Genomic DNA, 22,235 nt, shown 5'->3' with positions numbered 1-22,235 from the left:
CCGCTAGCCGTCGTTTCGGCGCACTACAGGAGGCCTTGCACCATGACCGAGCAGTCCCCAGCCCTGGACAACCTGCTCACCGAGAGCCGCACCTTCCCGCCCAGCGAAGATTTCGCTGCTCAGGCCAATGCGAAGGCCGACCTCTACGCCGAGGCGGACGCCGATCGCGAAGCGTTCTGGGCGAAGCAGGCCGAGCGGCTGACGTGGGACACGAAGTGGACCACGGTACTGGACTGGACCAATGCGCCGTTCGCGAAGTGGTTCGTGGGCGGCAAGCTGAACGTCGCGTACAACTGCGTCGACCGGCACGTCGAGTCCGGCCACGGCGACCAGGTCGCCATCCACTGGGTCGGCGAGCCGGGTGACACCCGGGACATCACCTACGCCGAGCTGAAGACCGAGGTTTCCAAGGCCGCCAACGCACTCACGTCGCTGGGCGTCGGCGCGAGCGACGTCGTGGCGATCCAGCTGCAGATGGTCCCCGAGGCCATCTTCGCGATGCTGGCGTGCGCGCGGATCGGCGCGCTGCACAACGTCGTCTTCGGCGGCTTCTCCCCGACGGCGCTGCGGGCCCGCGTCGACGACGCCGCCGCGAAGGTCGTCATCACCTCCGACGGGCAGTTCCGCCGCGGCAAGGCCGCGCCGATGAAGGCCAACGTCGACGAGGCGCTCGAAGGCGCCGAGACCGTCGAGAAGGTCATCGTCGTCAAGCGCACGGGCGACCAGCTCGAGGGCGACGTGCCGTGGACCGACGGCCGCGACCTCTGGTGGCACGAGCTCGTCGACGGACAGTCCGAAGAGCACACTCCCGAGGCGTTCGACAGCGAGCACCCGCTGTTCATCCTCTACACGTCCGGCACCACCGGGAAGCCGAAGGGCATCCTGCACACCTCCGGCGGCTACCTGACGCAGACGGCGTACACGCACCACAACGTGTTCGACCACAAGCCCGGCGAAGACGTCTACTGGTGCACCGCGGACATCGGCTGGATCACCGGCCACAGCTACATCGTCTACGGCCCGCTCGCCAACCGCGTCACGCAGGTCGTCTACGAAGGCACGCCGAACACCCCGCACGAGGGGCGGCACTGGGAGATCATCCAGAAGTACAAGGTCTCCCTCTACTACACCGCGCCGACGCTGATCCGCACGTTCATGAAGTGGGGCGCGGAAATCCCCGAGAAGTACGACCTGTCGTCGCTGCGGGTGCTGGGCTCGGTCGGCGAGCCGATCAACCCCGAGGCGTGGATCTGGTACCGCGAGACCATCGGTGCGGGCCGGACCCCGATCGTCGACACGTGGTGGCAGACCGAGACTGGCGCGATCATGATCTCGCCGCTGCCGGGCGTCACCTCGACCAAGCCGGGCTCGGCGCAGAAGGCGCTGCCGGGCATCTCCGCGAAGGTCGTCGACGACCAGGGCAACGAGGTCGGCCCGGGCGGCGGCGGGTACCTGGTGCTCGACAAGCCGTGGCCGTCGATGCTGCGGGGCGTCTGGGGCGACGAGGAGCGCTTCAAGGACACGTACTGGTCGCGGTTCAAGGACCAGGGCTTCTACTTCGCCGGCGACGGCGCGAAGTACGACAACGACGGCGACGTGTGGCTGCTGGGCCGCGTCGACGACGTGATGAACGTGTCCGGCCACCGCATCTCGACGACCGAGGTGGAGTCGGCGCTCGTTTCGCACCCGACTGTGGCCGAGGCCGCGGTCGTCGGCGCGACCGACCCGACGACCGGCCAGGGCATCGTCGCGTTCGTGATCCTGCGCGGCAACGCCGTCGACGGCGGCGAGGAGGCCATCCAGGCGCTGCGCAACCACGTCGCGAAGGAGATCGGGCCGATCGCGAAGCCGCGGCAGATCATGGTCGTGCCGGAGCTGCCGAAGACGCGCTCGGGCAAGATCATGCGCCGCCTGCTGCGCGACGTGGCGGAGAACCGGCAGGTCGGCGACGTCACCACGCTGGCCGACTCGTCGGTGATGGACCTGATCTCGTCGGGCCTGAAGTCGGGCAAGTCCGAGGAGTGAGCTAGCGTTCCCCCGTCAGGGCCCTTCCGGTTTGACGCCGGGAGGGCTCTGTCATGAACCCCCCGAGCGGCGCGCGTCGAACGCATGTTCTACACTGTGCCGCGAACCACACCCCCTTCCCGGGCAAGGAGACGACACGACGATGACCGTGGATGTCCTGACGCACGACGAGGAAACGGCCGAAGCCCCGGCTGTGTCCACTGACGAGGCGACCGTCACCGAGTCCGCGTCCCCGGCCCCCTCGGAGGACTCGGCGGACTCGCCCGAGCCCGCCGCCGAGGAGGCCCCCAAGCCGAAGCGCGGCCGCCCGAAGGGCGCGGCGGCGTCGTCGACGGCGAAGAAGACCCGCACGGTCGAGCTGATCCTGACGGTCACCGGCACCGCCGACGGCGAGTGGCAGGCCGAGCTCAAGAACGGCAGCAAGTGGGTCGCGAAGGGCCTGGAGATCCCCGCCGCCGCGGTTTCGCGCGCGGCGAAGGAGCTGCACGCCGAGCTGTCCGGCCCGATCGACGAGGTGATCAACCAGGCCCGCGAAGCGCAGGCCGCGAAGGTCGCCGAGCTGGAAGCCGAGCTCGAGAAGGCCAAGCAGGCCCTCGCCGAGCTGGACGCCTGAGCTTCTCCGAAGGCTGAGCTTCATTCCAGGAAGCGCCCGGGTCCGCACTTGGCGGGGCCGGGCGTTTCCGCTTTTCCCTGGCCGTTCCGGGACCCGAAAGCCGCAAGTCCACAGAGGACCGGCTTAGGTAAGGCATGTGTTATTTAGGCGCACCTGACTGAAATGGCAGGTCTCGCCACGATTCCTCGTTCGTGTTTCACTGTCCTGGTGACCGAAACGATCGACGGGGATGCCGTGGAGCACGCCCACGAACCGCACCAGGGCGTGGGCGGCAAGCTGAACTGGCTGCGGGCCGGGGTTCTCGGGGCGAACGACGGGATCGTGTCGGTCGCCGGGATCGTCGTCGGCGTGGCCGGCGCGACCACCGAAAGCACGACGATCCTCACCGCCGGAATCGCCGGGCTCGTCGCCGGCGCCTTTTCCATGGCCGGTGGCGAATACGTCTCCGTGAGCACCCAGCGCGACACCGAACAGGCGTTGCTCCGGCTCGAAAAGCAGGAACTCAAGGCCATGCCGGAGGCCGAGGAGCGCGAGCTCGCCGAGATCTACGAAGACAAGGGCCTTTCGCCGGAGCTGGCGAGCCAGGTCGCCCGCGAACTGACCGAAAAGGACGCCCTGCAGGCGCACGCCGAGGCCGAGCTGGGCATCGACCCGGACAACCTGACCAGCCCGTGGCAGGCCGCGTGGGCGTCGCTGCTCGCCTTCTCCGTCGGTGCGCTGCTGCCGATCCTCTCGATCGCCTGGGCCGGCGTCTCCCTGCGGGTGTGGGCGTGCGCCGCCGCGGTCGTCGTCGGCCTCACGCTGACCGGGTGGGTCAGCGCGAGGCTCGGCGACGCGAACGTGGGGCGCGCGATCCTCCGGAACGTCGGCGTCGGCGCCCTCACCATGGTCGTGACCTACTTCGTCGGTGTGCTCTTCGGCACCACCGTCGGCTAGCTAGTGGACGCCCTTCATCAGCTTGCGGATGAAGGGGATGCCCAGGAACAGCAGCACGCCGACACCGATGGCGACCAAGCCGACCGTGCTGAAGTACGGCGCCTCGTCGTCGACGGAGTAGTACTCGGCGAGCTTGCCGGACATCGCGGTGCCGAACGAGATGGACAGGAAGTTCAGCGCCACCATCTGCGTCCGGAACGCCGCCGGTGCGAGCTTCGTCGACAGCGACAGCCCGACCGGCGAGAGGCACAGCTCGGCGATCGTGAACACGAACAGGATGCCGACCATCGCGAGGATCGGGCTCGCGTTCTTGCCGCTGCCCACCATCGGCAGGAACAGCAGGAACGCCGCGCCCATCAGCACCGTGCCGAGGACGAACTTCATCGGCGTCGACGGCTGCCGCTCGCCGAGCTTCGTCCACAGCGCCGCCAGGATCGGGGCGAAGACGATGATGAACACCGGGTTGATCGAGCTGACCCAGGACACCGGCATCTCCCAGCCGAACAGGCTCCGGTTCAGCCGCTGGTCGGTGTAGGCCGCGACGACCGTGAACTGCTGCTGGTACAGCGAGAAGAACACCGCGCTGGCGATGAACATCGGGATGAAGGAGAGCACCCGGCTGCGCTCGACGGCGGTGATCTTGCCGCTGGTCAGGATGACGAGGAAGTAGGCCACCGAGATCACGCCGACCGCCCACACGACGACGTCGGCGAGGTTGCCCGGGTTGACGACGCCGGTGAGGACCAGCGCCACGATCGCGGCCACCAGCAGGACGGCGGCGCCGAGCGCCGGCGCGCGCTGGGAGGCCGGCAGCGGGTTCGGCACCTCCTTCGCCTTGTCGCCGAGGTTCTTGCGGCCGAACGTGTACTGGGTCAGGCCGAGGGCCATGCCGATCGCCGCGAGGCCGAACCCGAGGTGGAAGCCGACCTCGGTCTGCGCGATGCCGGTCAGGAGCGGGCCCACGAAGCCACCGAGGTTGACGCCCATGTAGAAGATCGTGAAGCCGGCGTCGCGCCGCTCGTCGCCCTCGGCGTAGAGCGTGCCGACGATCGCCGTCGCGTTGGACTTCAGCCCGCCGCTGCCGACCGCGACGCACACCAGGCCGACGCCGATGCCGGCCAGGCCCGGCAGCAGGGCCAGGCTGACGTGACCGATCATGATCAGGACGGCGCTGTAGAAGAGCGTGCGTTCCGAGCCGAGCAGGCGGTCGGCCACCCACGCGCCGACGACGGCGGAGAGGTACACCAGGCCGCCGTACGCGCCGACGATGCCGAGCGCGGATTCCTGCGCCAGGCCCAGGCCGCCCTGCTCGACCTTGTAGTAGAGGTAGATCGGCAGGATGCCGAGCATCCCGTAGTAGGAGAACCGCTCCCACATCTCGACGCCGAAGAGGTTCGCCAGTCCTCGTGGGTGCCCGAAGAACCTCGTGTCCTGCTGGACCTCGGTTGAGGTGCTCACAACTCTCGTCTTCCTTTGTCCGGGGACTTCGTTGTCGATTGGCATGCTATGAGCCCACCGTGTGACCCACCACCGGCACGACGTGTGACAGCGGTCATGACAGTCCGTGACAAAGGGTCGGTAAACTGACCTCAAGGTGCGCCGGGAAGTCTGGTCGGCAACAGTGATCAGCGACCCAGGAGCCGCCCGTGACCCGTCCCCTGTCCGAGTTCGCCCGCTACCTGCGCACCGAGACCACCGGCGGATTGATCCTGCTCGGCGCGGCCGCGGTCGCGCTGCTCTGGGCCAACTCGCCACTGCGGGACAGCTACCACGCCCTGCGCGACTTCCGGCTCGGCCCGGAGTTCCTCCACCTGAACCTGACGGTCGGCGACTGGGCGAAGGACGGCCTTCTCGCCTTGTTCTTCTTCGTGGCCGGGCTGGAGCTCAAACGCGAGCTCGTCATCGGCGAGCTGTCGCGCTTCAAGCAGGCGGTGCTGCCGGTCGTCGCCGCGATCGGCGGCATGGTCGTGCCCGCGCTCGTCGCGCTGGCCGTCGGCTGGGGGACGCCGGGGATCGACCGGGTCTGGGCGATCCCGGTCGCCACGGACATCGCGTTCGCGCTCGGCGTCCTCGCGCTGACCGCGTCGAACCTGCCCTCGAGCGCGCGGGTCTTCCTGCTGTCGCTGGCCGTGGTGGACGACCTCGGCGCGATCGTCGTCATCGCCGTGCTGTTCACGACGGGCTTCGACCTGGTCGCGGTGGCCGTCGCCGTCGCCGCGCTCGCGCTGTACGCGTACCTGCAGCGCCGCCGGGTCCGGACGCCGTGGCTGTACGTGCCGCTGGCGCTGGTCACCTGGGTCGCGGTGCACTCGGCGGGCGTCCACGCGACGATCGCCGGCGTCGCGCTGGGCCTGCTCACCCGCGTCCGCGCCGACGAAGGCGAAGCCGAAGCTCCGGCGCTGCGGCTCGAGCACCGGCTCCAGCCGTGGTCGGCCGCCGTCGCCGTGCCGGTGTTCGCGCTGTTCGCGGCCGGGATCTCGGTCGACGGCGACGCGCTGGGCGCGGTCTTCACGACGGCGTTGCCGGTGGCGGTGCTCGCCGGGCTGCTCGGCGGCAAGGTCGTCGGCATCCTCGGGGCCAGCGTGCTCGCCGTAAAGCTGGGCGCGGCGGAGAAGCCGCGCGGGATGGGCTGGCGGGACTTGGCCGCGTTGTCCGTGCTCGGCGGGGTCGGGTTCACGGTGAGCCTGCTGATCGCGGAGCTGGCGTTGCCGGAAGACGGGAGCGAGTTGGCGAAGGCGGCGGTGCTGATCGCGTCGGTGACGGCGTCCCTGCTGGCGGCGGCCTTGCTACTCCGTCGTAGCAAGGTTCACGCGCGAATCTCCGACACTGTGTCTTCTGGGGCCGAGCCCCAGACCCCAGCCGGGGGCGAGCCCCCTGGACCCCCAAACTGCGACACACTGTGACGCCGCCGCGCCCGGTTTATGGACACATGGCACGATGACCCGGTGAGCAGCCCCAAGCACGAACGCACCGGTCCCGACGGCGTGGGGGCCGTGCCTTACCTCCCGCTGTCCTCCGCCACCGACGTCCCCGGCGACCAGTCGATCGGCCGCCTGGTCGGCGACGCGACCCAGCACATCTCGACCCTCGTCCGGGCCGAGATGGAGCTCGCGAAGTCCGAGCTGATCGGCGAGGTGAAGAAGGGCCTCAAGGGGGCCGTCTACTTCATGATCGCGCTGACGGTCGTCCTGTACAGCACGTTCTTCTTCTTTTTCTTCTTGGCCGAAGGCTTCGCGGACTGGTTCCGGGGCCTCCACCGCTGGGGCGCGTTCGGCATCGTGTTCGTCGTGATGCTGCTGGTCGCGGGCGTGGCCGGGTTCCTCGGCTACCGCAAGGTGAAGAAGTTCAAGGCACCCGAGCGGACGATCGCCAGCGTCAAGGAGACCGCCGCCGCGCTCAAGCCGCAGCGCGCGCCCGAAGCCGACTTGACGACCACGCGCGACTGAGTCGTTGCACGCGTCCCCCGACCCGTCGATCGTCCGGCTCGACGGCCCGTGGGCCCACCGCGACGTGTCCGCGAACGGCATCCGCCTGCACGTCGCCGAGCTCGGCGAAGGACCCGTCGTGGTGCTGCTGCACGGGTTCGCCGAGTTCTGGTGGACCTGGCACCACCAGCTGCGGGCACTGGCCGAAGCCGGCTTCCGCGCGGTCGCCGTCGATCTGCGCGGCTACGGCGACTCGGACAAGCCGCCCCGCGGCTACGACGCGTGGACGCTGGCCGGCGACGTCGGCGGGCTGATCAAGTCGCTCGGCGCGCGGCGCGCGCACCTCGTCGGGCACGCGTGGGGCGGCATGCTCGCCTGGACGGTCGCGGCGCTGCACCCGCGGCTCGTGTCGTCGGTGACGGCGATCGGCGCCGCCCACCCCCTCGCGCTGCGCTCGTCGGTCCGCCCGTGGCGCGGGCAGGGCCGCGCGGCCGGGCACCTGTTCCGCTTCCAGGTGCCGGTGGCCCCGGAGAAGTGGCTGGTCAAGGAGGACGCGAAGGCCGTCGAGGACCTGTTCGGCGGCTGGGCCGGCCCCCGCTGGCGGTCCACTTCGGACTTCGCCGAGAGCGTCGAGGCGTTCCGGCAGGCGATGCTCGTGCCCGGCGTCGCGCACAGCGCGCTCGAGTACTACCGGTGGGCCTTCCGCGCCCAGTTCCGCGGCGAAGGCCGCCGCTTCACCGACGCGGTCGGCACCCGGATCGCGGCGCCGACCCTGCAGCTGCACGGCGCCGACGACACCTGCATCCTGCCCGAGACGGCGACGTCGTCGGTGCGCTGGGCGGGCCCGCACGCCGAGCCGGAGTTCTGGCCGGGCGTCGGGCACTTCCCCCACCTCGAGGTGCCGGACCGCACGTCGGCGGCCCTGGTGGACTTCCTCAAGCGAGACTGATGGCGTTCTTCGCCCGCTCCACCGACTCCTCCGCCGGGCCGCCGGTCGGGTTTTCGGTGGCCAGCGCCTGGTTGAGCGCCACGAACGGCCGCATCCGCCGTTCGTAAGCCGCGAAGGCGTCTTCGTGGGCCGCGCGACCGAGTTCCTGAGCCAGCACGTACGCCCCGACGAGCGCGAGGCTCGTCCCCTGCCCGGAGAGCGCCGACGCGCAGTAGCCGGCGTCGCCGACCAGCGCGACCCGGCCCGTCGACCAGCGGTCGAGGTGGATCTGCGCCATCGCGTCGAAGTAGAACACGTCGGCCTCGGCCATCGCTTCCAGCAGCTTCGGCACCTCCCAGCCGACGCCGGCGAGCCGCTCGGCGATCAGCCGCTTCTGCTCCGGGACCGCCAGCCGGGGCAGCGGCTCCGAGCCGAAGCCGAGGGTGACGCGCAGCTCGGTGTTCTCCCGCACGGGGTAGGCCACGCCGCCGGTCTCCTCGTGCCGGAACCAGACCTGCCAGTCCTCGAGGCCCAGGAAGTTCGGCGCGGGGAAGATCGCCAGGTACTGCCCGAGGTGCCGGACGAAGTCCTCCTCCGGCCCGAAGGCCAGCCGCCGGACCGCCGAGTGCAGGCCGTCCGCCCCGACGACCAGGTCGAACGTCCGGAAGCCGCCGTGTTCGAACTCGACGCGCACGCCGTGCGGCGCTTGCGTCAACCCGGTGATCGCGTCGCCGAAGACGTACTCGACGTCACCCGCGGTCGCCTCGTGCAGGATCGCGACGACGTCGTCGCGCAGCACCTCGAAGTCGTCGCTGTCCAGCCGTCCGCTGCTGTAGGTGAACTCCTCGGACCGGAACAGCTCGTGGCCGTCACCGTCCACCATGGACATTCCCCGCATCCGGGTGCGCACCGCGCGCATCCGGTCGCCGAGGCCCATCCGGTCGATGACGTCGAGCGCGGCGCCCCGCACGTCGATCGCCTGTCCGCCGGTGCGCGGGCCCGCCGCCCGCTCCACCACGGTGACGGTGAAGCCCTGGCGCGCCAGGAACCAGGCCAAGGTGCCGCCGGCGACACCAGCACCGGAGATCAGGACGTTTCGCATTGTTCCTCCAGAGTCGTACGCTGTTACGAACCACAGTGGAGTCGATCCAGCTCGAAGGCCATTTCTGTACTAGTACAGAAGGTGCGCTGTACTAGGTCAGGAGACGATCGTGAAGTACCTCGCCATCGCCGATGAGCTGCGAGGCCGGATCGCGCGTGGCGAACTGCCGCCGGGCGCGCGAGTCCCGTCGACCCGCCGGCTCGCGACCGACCACGGCGTCGCGATGGCGACGGCCGCGAAGGCACTGGCCCTGCTGGGCCAGGAAGGCCTGGTGCACGCGGAACCGCGGTCCGGCACGGTCGTCACCGGCCGCGAGCACCGCGGCGGCGGGCGGCGCGGGCTGACCCGCGAGCAGCTCGTGCGGACCGCCATCGCCATCGCCGACGCCGAGGGTCTCGGCGCGCTGTCCATGCGCGGGGTCGCGGCCCGCCTCGGGGTCGCGGCGATGGCGCCGTACCGGTACGTGCGCGGCAAGGACGAGCTGGTGCTGCTCATGGCCGACACCGCGTTCGGCGAGCGCGGCTACCCGGCGAAGCCGTCCGGCGACTGGCGCGAACGGCTGACCCTCGGCGGCCGCACGCTCTGGTCGCTCTACCGCCGCCACCCGTGGCTGGCGCAGCTCGGCCCGATCACGCGGCCCCTCCCGCTGCGCAACCTCGCCGTGCACGGCGAGTGGGCACTGTCCGCGCTGTCCGAACTCGGCGTCGACGCGGCGACGCTGTGCAACCTGCACGTCCTGTTCTTCAGCCACGTCCAGGGCATGGCGATCCACCTGGAGCGCGAGCAGAACGCGCTGGCGGCATCCGGGCTGACCGAAGAGGACTGGATGGACCACCAGGGCCCCGCGGTGGCGGCGATGGCGGCCGGGCACCCGACGTTCGCCAGGATGCTCGCCGACCTCACCGAAACCGGCTACGACCTGGTGCTCGACGACATCTTCGAGCTGGGCATGCGGGCGCTGCTGGACGGGCTCGCCCTGCGGTTCGGACGCTAGGCGGCGCAGGAGCCGGTGGACACGTTCCCCGTCTGCGACGGGGCCGCGTCGACCTCGGCGCGCACCTGCTCGGCCGTCAGCGTGAAGCCCGTTTCCGGGTCCTCCACCGCCGCGCCGAACACGACGCCGATGACCCGGCCGTCCGGGGTCACCATCGGGCCGCCCGAGTTGCCGCTGCGGATCTCGGCGCGGACCGTGAAGACGTCCCGCTGCACGGTGTTCGCCTCGTAGATGTCCGGGCCGCGCAGGTTGATCCGGCCGCGCACGCGTGCCGGCGTCGCGCGGTACGGGCCGTCGAGCGGGTAGCCGAGGACGATCGCGCTGTCGCCCGCCTTGGCCGTCTCCGGCGCGAACTGCAGTGCCGGGGCCCGCAGCCGCGGCACGTCCAGCACGGCGATGTCGACCTCCGGGTCGAAGTAGACGACCCGCGCCTGGTAGTCGCCCTGCGTCGTTTCGATGCCGACGGTGTCGGTGCCCGCCACGACGTGCGCGTTCGTCATGACCCGCTGCGGGGCGACGACGAACCCGCTGCCCTCGAGCGACCGCGAGCACGAGCTGGCGCTGCCCCGGATCTTGACCACGCTGCCGTGCAGCTGCTGCACGATCTCGCTGCGCTGCAGCGCGGGGTCCGGCGGTGACGTGTCCGCCGTCGGAGCCTTCTGGAACGGATCCACGATCGACGGGAAGCCGGACGCGTCGAGCAGCTTGCGCAGCTGGCTCGGGAACCCCTGCGCGGCTTCGGGCATGGCGTCGTTGACCTTGCCGAGCACCACCGAGTTGTTGATCGCCTTGGCCAGCCACGGCGCGCCGGACACGGCCGTCAGCGGCGTCGCGATCAGCCACGCCACCACGAACACGACCAGGGCCTGCACGACCGCGCCGAGCGTCTTGTCGATGCCGGAGAGCTTGTCCGGGTTGATCTTCTGCCGCAGCCGGCGGCCCACGTAGACGCCGATCGCCTCGCCGAACGCGACCAGGAAGACCACCGTCGCCACCGCGAAGGCGACCTTCCAGACGGGGTCGTCGAAGAACGCGACCACGACCGGGGCGAGCTTGATCCCGGCGACCGCACCGAGCACGACGCCGACGAGCGACGGCAGCGCGATGATCACGCCCTGGTATGCGCCGGACACCGCCGCCAGCACGGCCAGCAGCAGCACCAGCACATCGACCCAGTTCACCGTGTCACTCCCCGTCCAAGCGGGCCTGGAACGCCGCCAGCGCCTCGTCGAGGTCCCGGACGTCGCCCGGGTCCCATTCGCGCTCCCAGCCTCCCAGGCTCAGGAGAACCGACAGCAACCCGGCGGTGAACCCCCACACGAAGAGGCCGCCGACCTCGAAGGCCGGCCCCTTCCAGGGCGCGCCGGCCTTCTGGACCGTGAACCGGTTGGCCGGGTCGGCCAGGTCGGCGATGGCGACGCGCGCGACGGACGCCGTCTCGGCCGGGTCGACCGCGTGCACCGGCGACGGCTCGGCCCAGTGCGCCAGCACCGGCGTCACGGCGAACTTCGACACCGGGACGAACAGCTCCGGCAGCACCGCGACCGGCCGGACCCCGGACGGGACCACCCCGGTCTCCTCCTCGGCCTCGCGCAGCGCGGTGCCGACGGGACCGTCGTCGCCGTCCTCGGCGCCGCCGCCCGGGAAGGCGACCTGCCCGGCGTGCGAGCCCAGCGTGTCGGCGCGGCGCTGCAGGAGGACGTCCGGCTCGCCGTCGGCTTCGCGCTCGCCGAAGAGGATCAGCACCGCGGCGGGGCGCGTGTAGGCGTCCTGGGGTGGGCTGAACCGCGTGAACGTCTTCGAATCGACTTCGCCGCTCACCTTGACCAGCGGCCGCAGCCACTCGGGCACCGACTCCGGCTCGACCAGTGGTCCGATCACGATGCCCCCTCGACTGCCGCGCGCACCTGGTCAGTGTTCACGAACGTGCGTGGATTCGCGATGAACCGCACCTCGCCCGCGGCGGTGACCAGATAGGACGCCGGGAGCGCCGAAGGTACCTTCAGCGCCGTCCGGACGGGCCCGCTGCCGCCGTCGCCGTCGAACACCGACGGCAGGTGCACGCCCAGCTTCGCCAGCAGATCCAGGCCGTCCTTCGCCGGGCTCTGCACCTGGACGCCGAGGACGCGCACGGCACCCGGCTGCCGGGCGTACTCCTGGAGGACGGGCAGCTCGGTCCGGCACGGCTCGCACCACGACGCCCACACGTTGACCAGCGCCGGAGCGCCGGCCAGCGCACGCCCGACGTCGACGCTCACGCCGTCGCCGAGGCAGTCCGCCATGACGCCTTCGAGCTGCTTCACGGGCTGTGCGGGGCCCGGCGCCGGGCACGGCCGGAGCGCCGCTGCGGACCGGGCGGGCGCGAGATCCCCGGACGGCTTCGCGGCGGTGTCGTCACCCCCGCGCGGCAGCAACGCGACGATCAGCGCCACCGCCAGCACGGCGACCCCAAGTGCCCACTTGGTGACTCTCGTCACCGGGGCGCCGCCATGGCCAGGATGTGGTCCTTTTCGACGCCTTTGACCAGCTTCGCGGCTTCCTCGAACCCGGTCGGGCCGGTGCCGTACGACGGGCAGTCCCTGGCCAGCGGGCAGGCGCCGCAGGCCGGCTTCTTGGCGTGGCAGACGCGGCGGCCGTGGAAGATCACCCGGTGCGAGAGCATCGTCCACTCCTTGCGGGGGATCAGCTCGCCGACCACGTGCTCGACCTTGACCGGGTCCTCCTCCGCCGTCCAGCCCCAGCGCCGGACCAGCCGGCCGAAGTGGGTGTCGACGGTGATACCCGGCACGTCGAAGGCGTTGCCGAGGACGACGTTGGCGGTCTTGCGGCCGACGCCGGGCAGGGTGACCAGGTCCTCGAGCTTGTTCGGCACTTCGCCGTCGAAGCGTTCGACCAGCGCCGCGCCGAGGCCCATCACGGAGTTCGCCTTGGCCCGGTAGAAGCCGGTGCTCCGGAGGTATTCCTCCAGCTCGGTGCGGTCGGCGCCCGCGTAGTCGGCCGCGGTCCGGTAGCGCTTGAACAGCGCGGGCGTGACGAGGTTCACCCGGACGTCGGTGGTCTGCGCGGACAGCACGACCGCGACCAGCAGTTCCAGTGGTGTGGTGAAGTCGAGCTCGCAGTGGGCGTCGGGATACACGTCGTCCAAGCAACGCTTCATCCGCCTGGCGCGTCTCACCAGAGCTAACCGGCTTTCACCAGCGCCCTCACGGGGGGCGTTCGTGGTGGCAGGTGGCACCCCGATAGCCTACGGGCGCCGTCGGACGAGCCGGGCACTGCACCGGTGGACGACCGACACGCCAGAGCACCACCTCGGCGCGTTTTCCGGCCGCCATGAGCGAGGATCTGGAGTAGATGCTTTTCATCGAGTGTTTCGGGGTCCGGTCATGACTGTCTGGTTCGTCATCCTGGTCCCCCTGGTGATCATGTTCTTCGCGCTGTTCATGGAGCGGGTGGAGAGCAGGCTCAAGCACGTCGCGGTGCAGGAGAACGAGGTCGAAGAGTTCCTCGAGCAGGCGCAGCCCAACGAGGTCAGGGCGCTCTACGGGCACGGCATCGGCCGCGCGCTGGAGCTGTTCCGCCTGCGTAGGCTGGGCGGACGGGCAGCCAGGCTACGCGCGCGTCGCGTGCGGAGTTAGGCTCCACGTTCGAACGAGATCGTTTCCGCCTTGTGCGAGTCCGGCAGGCGATCTCGGGAGTACGCCCTAGACTGACGCGCAAGTGATCGGCGTCACGCTCCTCCAGCCACGGGGGAGCGTGATCGTTTCTCGACGAGGAGGCACCCGAGGTGGACGAAACCCTGGCCCGTGCGGGCATTTTCCAGGGTGTGGAGCCGGCAGCGGCGGAGGCGCTGGCCCAGACCTTGGAATCCGTGGAGTTCCCCCGCGGGCATGTCATCTTCAACGAGGGCGAGCCCGGCGACAAGCTGTACATCATCCAGTCCGGCAAGGTGAAGATCGGCCGCAAGTCCCCGGACGGCCGCGAGAACCTGCTGGGCATCTTCGGCCCGTCCGACATGTTCGGCGAGCTGTCCATCTTCGACCCCGGCCCCCGGACGTCGAGCGCGACCACGGTCACCGAGGTCCGCGCGGTCACCATGGACCGCCCGGCCCTGCGCCAGTGGATCTCGACCCGCCCGGAGATAGCGGAACAGCTGCTGCGCGTGGTCGCGCGCCGCCTGCGCCGGACGAACAACATGGTCGCGGAGCTGATCTTCACCGACGTCCCGGGCCGCGTGGCGCGGGCGCTGCTGCAGCTCGCGCAGCGGTTCGGCAGCCAGGAAGCCGGCCTGCTGCGGGTCACGCACGACCTGACGCAGGAGGAGATCGCCCAGTACGTCGGCGCCTCCCGCGAGACCGTCAACAAGGCACTCGCCGACTTCGCCCACCGCGGCTGGCTGCGGCTCGAGGGCAAGAGCGTGCTGATCCTGGACCCGGAGCGCCTGGCCCGCCGCGCTCGCTGAGTCTTTCTCACGGACGAAGAAGGCCCCTCGGTGAACCGAGGGGCCTTCTTCGTCGTGTCCCATAACGAGACGAGTCCCAAAACACAGTGTCTCCCAAAACAAAGAGCCGGGCGCCACCCCCGACGTGGCGCACCGGCTCTTCGTTTGTCGCGCGGACCATCCCCCGACGATCCGCGCTCCCCGCCCTCCGGGCCAGGCCCCGACCCGAGTGCCGGAGGGAGCTGGGTTTTTTTGCTGTTGTTCAACCATCACGGCCCATACCCACGAATTCAAGGCCATTCACTCTCAAGGACGCCGTCTGGGCCGTTTCGTTGCAGGAGGCCACGGAGAATATCCCTGGCGTTACGCGATCGAGACCTCCCGGACCGAACCAAGATCGGCTCCCTCGCCGGGCGGTGATGCACGCGACCCGGAAATAACTGGTACTGACGTACCATTCTGCGGCATACTGCTCTCGTGTCCCAGTCTGCCTCGAACCACGAAAGCCGCACGTCACTCGCCGACTACCGCACCGCGCTGACGACCAGGGCGGCCCGGCGGCCCGCCGTCGCGTCCGTCCTCGCCCGCCTGCCGATCGCCATGATCGGCATTTCGGCCTTGCTCTACGTCCAGCGCGAAACCGGTTCCTTCGCCGTCGCCGGGCTCGTCTCGGCCGGTTCACTCGTCGGGGTGTCGGTCGGCGCCGTGGTGCAGGGCAGGCTGATCGACCGGTTCGGTCCGACCCGGCCGCTGCTGACCTTCGCGCTGCTGTCCGCGCTCTCGATGGCCGCGCTGGTCACGGCCATCGAGTCGCACGCCGCGACGGCCGTGATGGTCACGCTCGGCGCCGTCACCGGGCTGTCGGAGCCGATGGTCGGGTCGGCGTCGCGGGCGCTGTGGGGACGGCTGCTGCCCCCGGGAGGCGCGCGCAACGCCGCGTTCTCCTACGAGGCGATCAGCATGGAGGTCTTCTTCATCCTCGGTCCCGGCGTGGCCGGGCTGCTGGTCATGGCGCCGTGGGCGGGCACCGGCCTGGTGCTGGGCGTCGCGCTGCAGTTCACCGGCGCGGTGCTGTTCGCCCTGAGCCCGGCCGTGCGGGCGTGGGGTCCTTCGGCCGGTTCGCAGGGGTCGCTGCTGGGCGCGCTGGCGAGCCCGGGCATGCGGACGCTGGCGCTCGCCGCGCTCGGCTTCGGCGTCGTGATCGGGTTCGTCGAGGTCGCGGTGCCGGCCGCGGCCACCGAAGCGGGCCAGGCGTCCGTGGGTGGCCTGCTGCTGTCGGCGTGGTCGCTGAGCTCGGTGGCGTTCGGCGTCGCGTACAGCCTGCGGCCGTGGCCGCGGCAGTTGGGCCTGCGGCTGCCGGTGCTGCTCGGCGGGTTCGGGGCGCTGGTCGCGCTGCTCGCGTGGCCGTCTTCGCTGTGGGGCCTGGCGCTGATGATGCTGCTGGCGGGCGCGTTGATCACGCCGCAGTCGACGGCCCATTCGGCGGCGATCGAGGTGGTCGCGCCGGCCGGGACCGCGGCGGAGGCGTTCGGCTGGGTGCTCACGGCGGTGACGCTGGGGCTGGCCGCGGGCCAGTCGGTCAGCGGGTACGTCGTCGAGCACGCCGGGCCGGGCGCGGCCTTCCTGGCGGCGAGCGTGGCCGGGCTGCTGCTCGCACTGGGCGTGTGGCTGTTGCGCGGCACGGTACGGACGCCCCAGTCCGCGCCGGCTCCTGCGCTGGTCAACGCGTAGTTCAGCCGTTTTTGTCGGTGCCGGCCGCTAGCTTGCGGGCATGGACGTCACCGCGCCTGCCCACCGCCTCTCGGCGGCCGTCTCGGCTGCGTCGCGCCTGCTGCCGGCCCGCGCCGGGCTTCGCCTGCACGCCGACGCGGCCGGGCTGACGGTCGCCGGTGTTGCTTCGGACCTCGCCGTCCGCTTCGACTGCCCGGCGACCACGCACACGGACGGCTCAGTCGTCGTCCCCGCGGCACCGCTGGCCGAGACGCTGAAGGTGCTCGACGCCGAGCAGGTGCGCCTGGTCGTCGAAGGCAGCCGCCTGGCGTTGCGGCTGGACAACGCCCGGTTCGCGCTGCCGCTGTTGCCGGACGCCGACGTCGCCTCCGACCCGCCGGCTCGCGTAGCCGAAGTGGACGGCGCGGCTTTCGCATCGGCGCTGCGCATCGTCGCGGGAACGGCGGCGAAGGACGACCCGCTCCCACTGTTCACCGGCGTCCGGCTGCAGTCGTCCGGTGACCGGTTGACGTTGACGGCGTCGGACCGCTATCGGATGGCGGTGGCGCGGCTGCCGCTGCGCACACCGGGCTCGCTGGACGTCCTGGTCCCGGCGGCGCTGCTGTCCGAGGCGGCGCGCCAAGCGGGCGGCATCGTCGGGCTCCACCTGGGCCCGGGCCGCTTCGGGCTCAGCTGGCGAGGTGGCCTGGTCGCCACGGCGGTGCTGGACGCGGGCTTCCTGTCGGAGGAGTCGATCGCCTCGGGCGCGGTGGACACAACGGTGTCCCTGGAGGCGGACGCCCTGGCGGCGGCGGTCCGCCGCGTCGGGGTGTACGCCGAGGACCGCCGAGTCCTGACCCTGGAGGTCGGCGACGCCCAGATCCGCCTGGCGAGCGCCCGCCAGAACGCGGGCGAAGCGGAGGAGACGCTGAAGGCGCAGGTCGGCGGCGGCCGGACGTCACCGTCGTTCCAGGCGAGGTACCTGCTCGACGCGCTGGGTGCGTTCGCGGGCGAGCAGGTGACGCTGGCGATCCAGCCGGGGATGCGGGCGTGTGTCCTGCGAGCCGCCGAGCCCGGGGAGGTGGAGCTGACGTACTACCTGATGCCGATGCTGCCGAGGTAGATCACGGCTCCTGGCGGAAGGCGATCCATTCGCTCGTCAAGCGGCCTCGTTGCCGGCTCCGACTCGCCTCGCTACACCGGCTCCAGGGCGCCGAAGCGCTTCAGCGTCCGGATCATCGGGGCCGTCTCCACTCCCTGCACTCCCGGGAGGCCGCCCAGGTCCACGGCCAGGTACTCGTAAAGTGCCGCGTCGTCGCGGCAGCCGACGTTCGCCACCAGGTTGGCCGGGCCCGTCGTGGCCGCCGCGAATGCCACCTGCGGGTGGCCTGCCAGTGCGCGGCCCGCCGACTCCAACGCCGATGGCGCCACCGTCAGCCACAGCGTTGCGGTCAGCGGGTAGCCCAGCAACGCCGCGTCCACCTCCACGTCGAAGTACAGCGCTCCCGACGAGCGCAACACCTCCAGGCGACGGCGGACCGTCGACTGCGAACGTCCGCAAGCCGCCGCCAATGTCGATATGTCGGCTCGGGCGTCGTGGGCTAGGGCCGCCAGCAAGGCCGTGTCCTCCGGCTCCGGCCGGTAGGGGCCGCCCGAAGGAGTACGGCGCAACGACGACACCTCCGAAACCGACAGTGCGCCGGCGCGGCCCGGCCAGCCCGCCGGGCCGCCCGCGAAACGGCGCAGCAGCCGGTACGCCGTCATCGACACCACCCGTGGCGTCCTCGGCAACTGACCCAGCAACAAGCCATCCGTCTGCTCGCGCAGCGGCGACCGGACGAAGCACACGATCTCCGTGCCCCCGGACATCAGGCTCACCCACTGCGTGTCGTCCCGCCGGGCCAGCCCCGCCGCGATCGCCGCCGCCGCGTCGGGGACGCAGCGCAGCCGCACCAGCCAGTGGACCTGGCCCAGCGGTGCCGCCTCCGGCACGCCGACCACCCGCAGCACCCCGGCCGACCTCAGCTTCCGGTACCGGCGCGCGATCGTCTGGTCCGAGACACCCAGCACCGAAGCGATCGTGCTGAACGACGCCCGGCCGTCCAGCTGCAGCGCGTGAGCCAGGCGACGGTCGAGGTCGTCGAGCAGGCCGGATTCCACCAGATCAGCCTAGGTGATGTCGGATTTCGCGCACGATTTCGTCGTGGATGGAACCTCGAAGCGAAGCGACCCACGCTGAAGGCATGCCCATCGACCACACGGTCTTCCTGACCAGGAACTACGAAGAAACCTGGCGGCGCTATGAACAACTCGGCTTCACGCTGAGCCCGCCGTCGCGGCACTTCGCGTCCGTCAGCGACCAGAGCGAACCGGTCCCGAGCTGCACCGCGAACCGCTGCGCCTACTTCGGTGGCTCGTTCCTCGAACTGATCGGCATCGTCGACGAGACGGCCGGCGATCCGTGGCGGGTCCTGCCGATCCTCGACGCCCGCGGCGACGGCCTGCACGGCTGCTCCTTCGGCGTCGACGACTCCGGGGAAGCCGAGCGCAGGCTGCGCGAAGCCGGGCTCTCGACGTCCGGCGTGCTGAAGCTGCAACGCGACGTCGAACTGCCGGAAGGCACGCGCACCGCACGGTTCCGCAGCGTCCACATCAGCCGGGACCGCACCCCCGAGGGCATCCTCCACACCGCCGAGCACCTCACCCCGGAGTACCTCCACCAGCCGCGCTACCTCGGCCACCCCAACGGCGCCCGCGCCGTGGCCGGGATCCTCCTCGTCGTCCCCGATCACGAGGTCGGCGAGTACCGGAGACGCTACGACGTGATCACCGGCGGCCGCGCTCCGGTCGACATCGTCGGCGTGAGCGATCTCGACACGATCCTGCACGGCGAAACCCCGCGGAAGCTGCCGTACTTCGCCGCTCACGGCGTCGTGGTGGCGGATCTCTCGCGAGCGCGGAAACTGATCGAGCAGCACGTCCCGACCACCACCCACGACCGCGGGTTCTTCGTCCGCGCCGAAGACGCCTTCGGTGCCGCGGTGCTCTTCGAGGAGGCACGATGATCGTCGAAACCACCACCGGCCGGGTCCGCGGCGCGGACGGCGCCTTCCGAGGAATTCCTTACGCCACCGCGAAACGGTTCGAAAGACCAGAGCCGCCGAAGCCTTGGACCGGCGTCCGCGACGCTCTCGAAGCCGGCCCCGCGGCGCCGCAGCCGCCGTCACGCCTTGAGCGCGCACTCGGGCCGATGCCGCTGCCGCAGAGCGAAGACTGCTTGTCCCTCAACGTCTTCACGCCGTCGGTCACCGGGAACCGGCCGGTGCTGGTGTGGATCCACGGCGGTGGGTTCTCCAGCGGCTCGGGCGGTCAGGTCTGGTACACCGGCACGCGCCTGGCCCGCGACGCGGACGCCGTCGTCGTGACGCTCAACTACCGGCTCGGCGCCTTCGGCTTCGCCGTGCTGGACGGCGTGCCGCCGAACCTCGGGATCGCCGATCAGCTCGCCGCCCTGGAATGGGTGCGCGACAACATCGCCGCGTTCGGCGGGAACCCCGCCGAGATCACCCTCGGCGGGCAGTCGGCCGGTGCGCAGTCGACGCTCGCCCTGTGGTCGTCGCCGCGCACGAACGGCCTCATCAAACGGATCGCCCTGCAGAGCGCGCCCCTCGGCATGCGACCGTCCACAGGGGAGGAGGCGAACCGGAACGCCCGGACACTGGAAGGCCTCCGGGACGCCCCGGTGGAACGACTGCTGGCCGCGCAGGTTTCGGTGCCGGGGAAGCCCGGGTCGCTGGAACCACCGTTCCAGCTGGTGGCCGACGGCGATCTCGTCGCCGAGGACCTCATCGAAGCCGCACCGGAAGGCCCCGCACTCGTCAGCTGGACGCGCGAAGAGCTACGCGCCTTCATGCCCGACGCACCGCAAGAAGTCATCGACAACGGAAACGGCTTCTTCACCAGCGACAGGCTGGTGAAGAAGCTCGACGCCTTCACCTACCGCTTCGACTGGCAGGCACCGGGAAACCGGTTCGGCGCCTGCCACTGCCTCGACATCCCGTTCCTCTTCGGCACCCACGACGTCTGGCCCGCGCCGATGCTCGAAGGAGCCCCGAAGGGCCTCGAGAACGAAACCGGCCTGCGCGAAGTGTGGGCCGCCTTCCTCCACGGAGAGCGGCCCGGCGCACTCACTCCGCCGAAGCTGCCTTGACCGCCGCCTCGACCTCGGCGAAGGACGGGTTGACCATGGCACGCGACCCGACGATCACGGTCGGCACCGTCTCGTTCCCGTTCGCCACCTCGCGGACGCGGGCGGCCGCCGCCGGGTCCTCCCAGATGTTGATCGCGCGGACGGTGAAGCCGCTCTTCGACAGCGGCCGCTCCAGCGCGGCGCAGAACCCGCACCCCGGCCGCCAGTAGAACTCGACCTCGACGTTGCTCATTTTTCCTCCGACCGCAAGTAGTCCAGCTGCGCCTGCACGCTCCATTCGGCGGGCGCCCACAGCGCCCGGTCGACATCGGCGTACACGACCTCGACGACCTGACGCGGGGTCGCGTCCGCACCGAGCGTCTCCAAGGCCGAACGCACCTGGTCGAGCCGCTGTTCCCGGTGCGCGAGGTACTCACGCGCCGTGGCGGGCAGGTCGGGCAGCTCCGGACCGTGCCCGGGCAGCCCGAGAGTGCCCGGCGGCAGCTCGATCAGCTTCCTCAACGAACGCAGGTAGTCGCCGAGGTCGTGCAGCACGGTGGTGCCCCGGCCGAGGACGGTGTCGCCGGTCAGCACCTGGCCGTCGAGGAGCAGCGACACCGAGTCGTCGGTGTGCCCCGGCGTGTGCAGGACCCGGATGTCGAGGCCACCGGCGGGAAACACCTCACCGTCCACAAAGGACGAAGCGGCCACGCACAGCGCGGGGTCGAACGCCCGGACCGGCGCGCCCACGCGTTCGGCGAACCACGGCGCGCCTTCGGCGTGGTCGGGGTGGCAGTGGGTCAGCAGGATCAGCTCCACCGCACCGACCCCGGCCAGCAGCTCGAGGTGCTCGAGGTCGCGGTAGCCCGGATCGACGACCACGGCCGGACTCGACGGCGCCACCCGCAGCACCCAGCTGTTGGTGCCTTCGAGCGTCATCGACGACGGGTTGTTCTCCAGCAGCACCGACGCCGTCCCGGTCACCTGGCGCAGCACGCCGTACGCGGGGGCAGTCATCGCTTCTCCAGGACGACGCGGACGTGGTCGTTCTCGCGGATCAGCGTCGGCGCGATCCGGACGATCTCGCGCGGCGCGTTCACCACGTCGTCCGCGGTGGCGAACTCCGCCAGCTCGCTCAGCGTCAGCCACGTCGGCGGCATCAGCATCCGGCGGCCTTCGCGCGCGTCGGCGATCGCGTCTTCGGGGCGCTGCCAGCCCGAGCCCGACGCCTCGGAAGTCGCGCCGTCCGCCTCCTGGCCTTCAGGCAGCTTCGCGACGAAGAAGCGGGTGTCGTACCGGCGCGGCTCCTCCTCGGGCGTGATCCAGTGCGCCCACGGACGTAGCAGGTCGGCCCGCAGCGTCAGCCCCGCGTCGGCGAGGAACCCGGCCAGCGACACCTCGCGCGTCTCCAGGGCTTGGCGCGCCGCCGCGTACGGCGTGACGTCGGTCAGCACCGAGTCCGGGCCGCCCGCGAGCAGGACGCCGGACTCCTCGAACGTCTCGCGCACCGCCGCGCAGGTCAGCGCCCGCGCGAGCGATTCGTCGCAGCCGAACCGCGAAGCCCACCACGACGGTTCCGGACCGGCCCACGCCACCGACGCGTCGGCGTCGCGCTGGTCGACCCCGCCGCCGGGGAACACGGTCATCCCGCCCGCGAACGGCATGCCCTTGACCCGGTGCTGGAGGAAGATTTCGACGCCGTCGGCGCCATCCCGGACCAGGATGACGGTGGCCGCGTCCTTCGGCGTCGCCGGCGGGCCGTCGGCGTTGGCGCGCGTGGCTACCCCGGCGCCGACCGGGATGTCGAAGACAAACTCCTTTGGCTGCTCCACCCGGGCAACATACCTCCGGTACCCGACGTCCCGTCGCGCAGTT

The 22,235-nt window shown here is 70.9% G+C and carries 23 protein-coding genes; 13 read left to right on the top strand and 10 right to left on the bottom strand.

The genetic code is table 11. The annotated features are described in order from the left end of the window. Positions 1-42 precede the first annotated feature (42 nt). From acs to CF165_RS05240, 3 genes are all read left to right on the top strand, one after another. Entirely contained in the window at positions 43-2,025 is a 1,983-nt protein-coding gene (gene acs / locus CF165_RS05250; RefSeq protein WP_093946246.1) for an acetate--CoA ligase, read from the top strand. Between the two features lie 142 nt (positions 2,026-2,167). Continuing rightward, positions 2,168-2,638 (top strand): DUF6319 family protein, encoded by a 471-nt coding sequence (locus CF165_RS05245; RefSeq protein ID WP_093946245.1) that lies wholly within the window; start codon positions 2,168-2,170, stop codon positions 2,636-2,638. A gap of 207 nt (positions 2,639-2,845) precedes the next feature. Beyond that, positions 2,846-3,574, top strand: a complete 729-nt coding sequence (locus CF165_RS05240) for a VIT1/CCC1 transporter family protein (RefSeq protein ID WP_093946244.1) — start codon at positions 2,846-2,848, stop codon at positions 3,572-3,574. On the opposite strand, the gene CF165_RS05235 is transcribed toward CF165_RS05240, so the two are convergent. Continuing rightward, positions 3,575-5,032: a peptide MFS transporter gene (locus tag CF165_RS05235; RefSeq protein WP_093946243.1), complete on the bottom strand. Its 1,458-nt coding sequence runs from the start codon at positions 5,030-5,032 to the stop codon at positions 3,575-3,577. It abuts the gene before it with no gap. Between the two features lie 188 nt (positions 5,033-5,220). Here CF165_RS05235 and nhaA point away from each other — a divergent pair, with 188 nt between their 5' ends. From nhaA to CF165_RS05220, 3 genes are read left to right on the top strand one after another with little or no spacing between them, the layout of a single operon-like run. Beyond that, positions 5,221-6,477 (top strand): Na+/H+ antiporter NhaA, encoded by a 1,257-nt coding sequence (gene nhaA / locus CF165_RS05230; protein WP_240521458.1) that lies wholly within the window; start codon positions 5,221-5,223, stop codon positions 6,475-6,477. Between the two features lie 42 nt (positions 6,478-6,519). Then, positions 6,520-7,020 (top strand): phage holin family protein, encoded by a 501-nt coding sequence (locus tag CF165_RS05225; protein ID WP_093946242.1) that lies wholly within the window; start codon positions 6,520-6,522, stop codon positions 7,018-7,020. 4 nt (positions 7,021-7,024) lie between these two features. After that, positions 7,025-7,948 (top strand): alpha/beta fold hydrolase, encoded by a 924-nt coding sequence (locus CF165_RS05220; RefSeq protein WP_093946241.1) that lies wholly within the window; start codon positions 7,025-7,027, stop codon positions 7,946-7,948. Here the strand turns inward: CF165_RS05220 and CF165_RS05215 are convergent. Next, positions 7,935-9,029 (bottom strand): FAD-dependent monooxygenase, encoded by a 1,095-nt coding sequence (locus CF165_RS05215; RefSeq protein ID WP_093946240.1) that lies wholly within the window; start codon positions 9,027-9,029, stop codon positions 7,935-7,937. The genes CF165_RS05220 and CF165_RS05215 overlap by 14 nt on opposite strands. Before the next feature lie 109 nt (positions 9,030-9,138). On the opposite strand from CF165_RS05215, the gene CF165_RS05210 reads away from it, so the two are divergent. Further along, on the top strand, positions 9,139-10,023 hold the full coding sequence (locus CF165_RS05210) for a TetR/AcrR family transcriptional regulator (protein ID WP_093946239.1): 885 nt from the start codon (positions 9,139-9,141) through the stop codon (positions 10,021-10,023). Here the strand turns inward: CF165_RS05210 and CF165_RS05205 are convergent. From CF165_RS05205 to nth, 4 genes are read right to left on the bottom strand one after another with little or no spacing between them, the layout of a single operon-like run. Next, a complete protein-coding gene (locus tag CF165_RS05205; RefSeq protein ID WP_093946238.1) occupies positions 10,020-11,204 on the bottom strand; it encodes a MarP family serine protease in 1,185 nt (394 codons plus the stop codon). The two genes, CF165_RS05210 and CF165_RS05205, sit on opposite strands and share 4 nt — an antisense overlap. A gap of 4 nt (positions 11,205-11,208) precedes the next feature. Further along, the gene (locus CF165_RS05200; RefSeq protein ID WP_093946237.1) at positions 11,209-11,904 is read right to left on the bottom strand and encodes an NUDIX hydrolase; all 696 of its coding nucleotides are present in this window, start codon (positions 11,902-11,904) and stop codon (positions 11,209-11,211) included. Next, positions 11,901-12,500 carry a TlpA family protein disulfide reductase gene (locus CF165_RS05195; RefSeq protein WP_093946236.1) on the bottom strand — a complete coding sequence of 200 codons (600 nt, stop codon included), beginning with the start codon at positions 12,498-12,500 and terminating at the stop codon, positions 11,901-11,903. The genes CF165_RS05200 and CF165_RS05195 overlap by 4 nt, the downstream gene beginning before the upstream one ends. After that, a complete protein-coding gene (gene nth / locus CF165_RS05190; RefSeq protein ID WP_093946235.1) occupies positions 12,497-13,180 on the bottom strand; it encodes an endonuclease III in 684 nt (227 codons plus the stop codon). Before nth ends, CF165_RS05195 begins: the two co-directional genes overlap by 4 nt. A gap of 226 nt (positions 13,181-13,406) precedes the next feature. Here nth and CF165_RS05185 point away from each other — a divergent pair, with 226 nt between their 5' ends. The 4 genes from CF165_RS05185 (at position 13,407) to CF165_RS05170 (ending at position 17,294) form a co-directional block, all read left to right on the top strand. Further along, positions 13,407-13,658, top strand: coding sequence for a hypothetical protein (locus CF165_RS05185; RefSeq protein ID WP_013230551.1), 252 nt, complete (start codon positions 13,407-13,409; stop codon positions 13,656-13,658). A gap of 149 nt (positions 13,659-13,807) precedes the next feature. Continuing rightward, entirely contained in the window at positions 13,808-14,482 is a 675-nt protein-coding gene (locus CF165_RS05180) for a Crp/Fnr family transcriptional regulator (RefSeq protein WP_003081747.1), read from the top strand. 456 nt (positions 14,483-14,938) lie between these two features. Then, entirely contained in the window at positions 14,939-16,192 is a 1,254-nt protein-coding gene (locus CF165_RS05175) for an MFS transporter (RefSeq protein WP_093946234.1), read from the top strand. Positions 16,193-16,232: 40 nt separating this feature from the next. Beyond that, positions 16,233-17,294 carry a DNA polymerase III subunit beta gene (locus CF165_RS05170; protein ID WP_093946233.1) on the top strand — a complete coding sequence of 354 codons (1,062 nt, stop codon included), beginning with the start codon at positions 16,233-16,235 and terminating at the stop codon, positions 17,292-17,294. A gap of 71 nt (positions 17,295-17,365) precedes the next feature. Here the strand turns inward: CF165_RS05170 and CF165_RS05165 are convergent, their stop codons facing one another. Then, positions 17,366-18,331, bottom strand: a complete 966-nt coding sequence (locus tag CF165_RS05165) for an Lrp/AsnC family transcriptional regulator (RefSeq protein WP_093946232.1) — start codon at positions 18,329-18,331, stop codon at positions 17,366-17,368. Positions 18,332-18,414: 83 nt separating this feature from the next. Here CF165_RS05165 and CF165_RS05160 point away from each other — a divergent pair, with 83 nt between their 5' ends. Together CF165_RS05160 and CF165_RS05155 are read left to right on the top strand one after the other, a co-directional pair. Beyond that, on the top strand, positions 18,415-19,236 hold the full coding sequence (locus CF165_RS05160) for a VOC family protein (protein ID WP_158226735.1): 822 nt from the start codon (positions 18,415-18,417) through the stop codon (positions 19,234-19,236). Continuing rightward, positions 19,233-20,381 (top strand): carboxylesterase family protein, encoded by a 1,149-nt coding sequence (locus CF165_RS05155; protein WP_093946230.1) that lies wholly within the window; start codon positions 19,233-19,235, stop codon positions 20,379-20,381. The genes CF165_RS05160 and CF165_RS05155 overlap by 4 nt, the downstream gene beginning before the upstream one ends. Here the strand turns inward: CF165_RS05155 and CF165_RS05150 are convergent. Genes CF165_RS05150 through CF165_RS05140 form a run of 3 tightly spaced genes read right to left on the bottom strand, consistent with a single transcriptional unit; the run spans position 20,359 to position 22,192 of the window. Beyond that, positions 20,359-20,613: a glutaredoxin family protein gene (locus CF165_RS05150; protein WP_093946229.1), complete on the bottom strand. Its 255-nt coding sequence runs from the start codon at positions 20,611-20,613 to the stop codon at positions 20,359-20,361. The genes CF165_RS05155 and CF165_RS05150 overlap by 23 nt on opposite strands. After that, positions 20,610-21,377 (bottom strand): MBL fold metallo-hydrolase, encoded by a 768-nt coding sequence (locus tag CF165_RS05145; protein WP_093946228.1) that lies wholly within the window; start codon positions 21,375-21,377, stop codon positions 20,610-20,612. The genes CF165_RS05150 and CF165_RS05145 overlap by 4 nt, the downstream gene beginning before the upstream one ends. Beyond that, positions 21,374-22,192, bottom strand: a complete 819-nt coding sequence (locus CF165_RS05140) for an NUDIX hydrolase (protein ID WP_093946227.1) — start codon at positions 22,190-22,192, stop codon at positions 21,374-21,376. The genes CF165_RS05145 and CF165_RS05140 overlap by 4 nt, the downstream gene beginning before the upstream one ends. Positions 22,193-22,235: the final 43 nt, after the last annotated feature.

Source organism: Amycolatopsis vastitatis (assembly GCF_002234595.1).
In the GTDB taxonomy this organism is placed as follows: Bacteria; Actinomycetota; Actinomycetes; order Mycobacteriales; family Pseudonocardiaceae; genus Amycolatopsis; species Amycolatopsis vastitatis.
The sequence above is the reverse complement of the archived record's forward strand: the minus strand, read 5'-3'. Positions and strand labels throughout refer to the sequence as shown.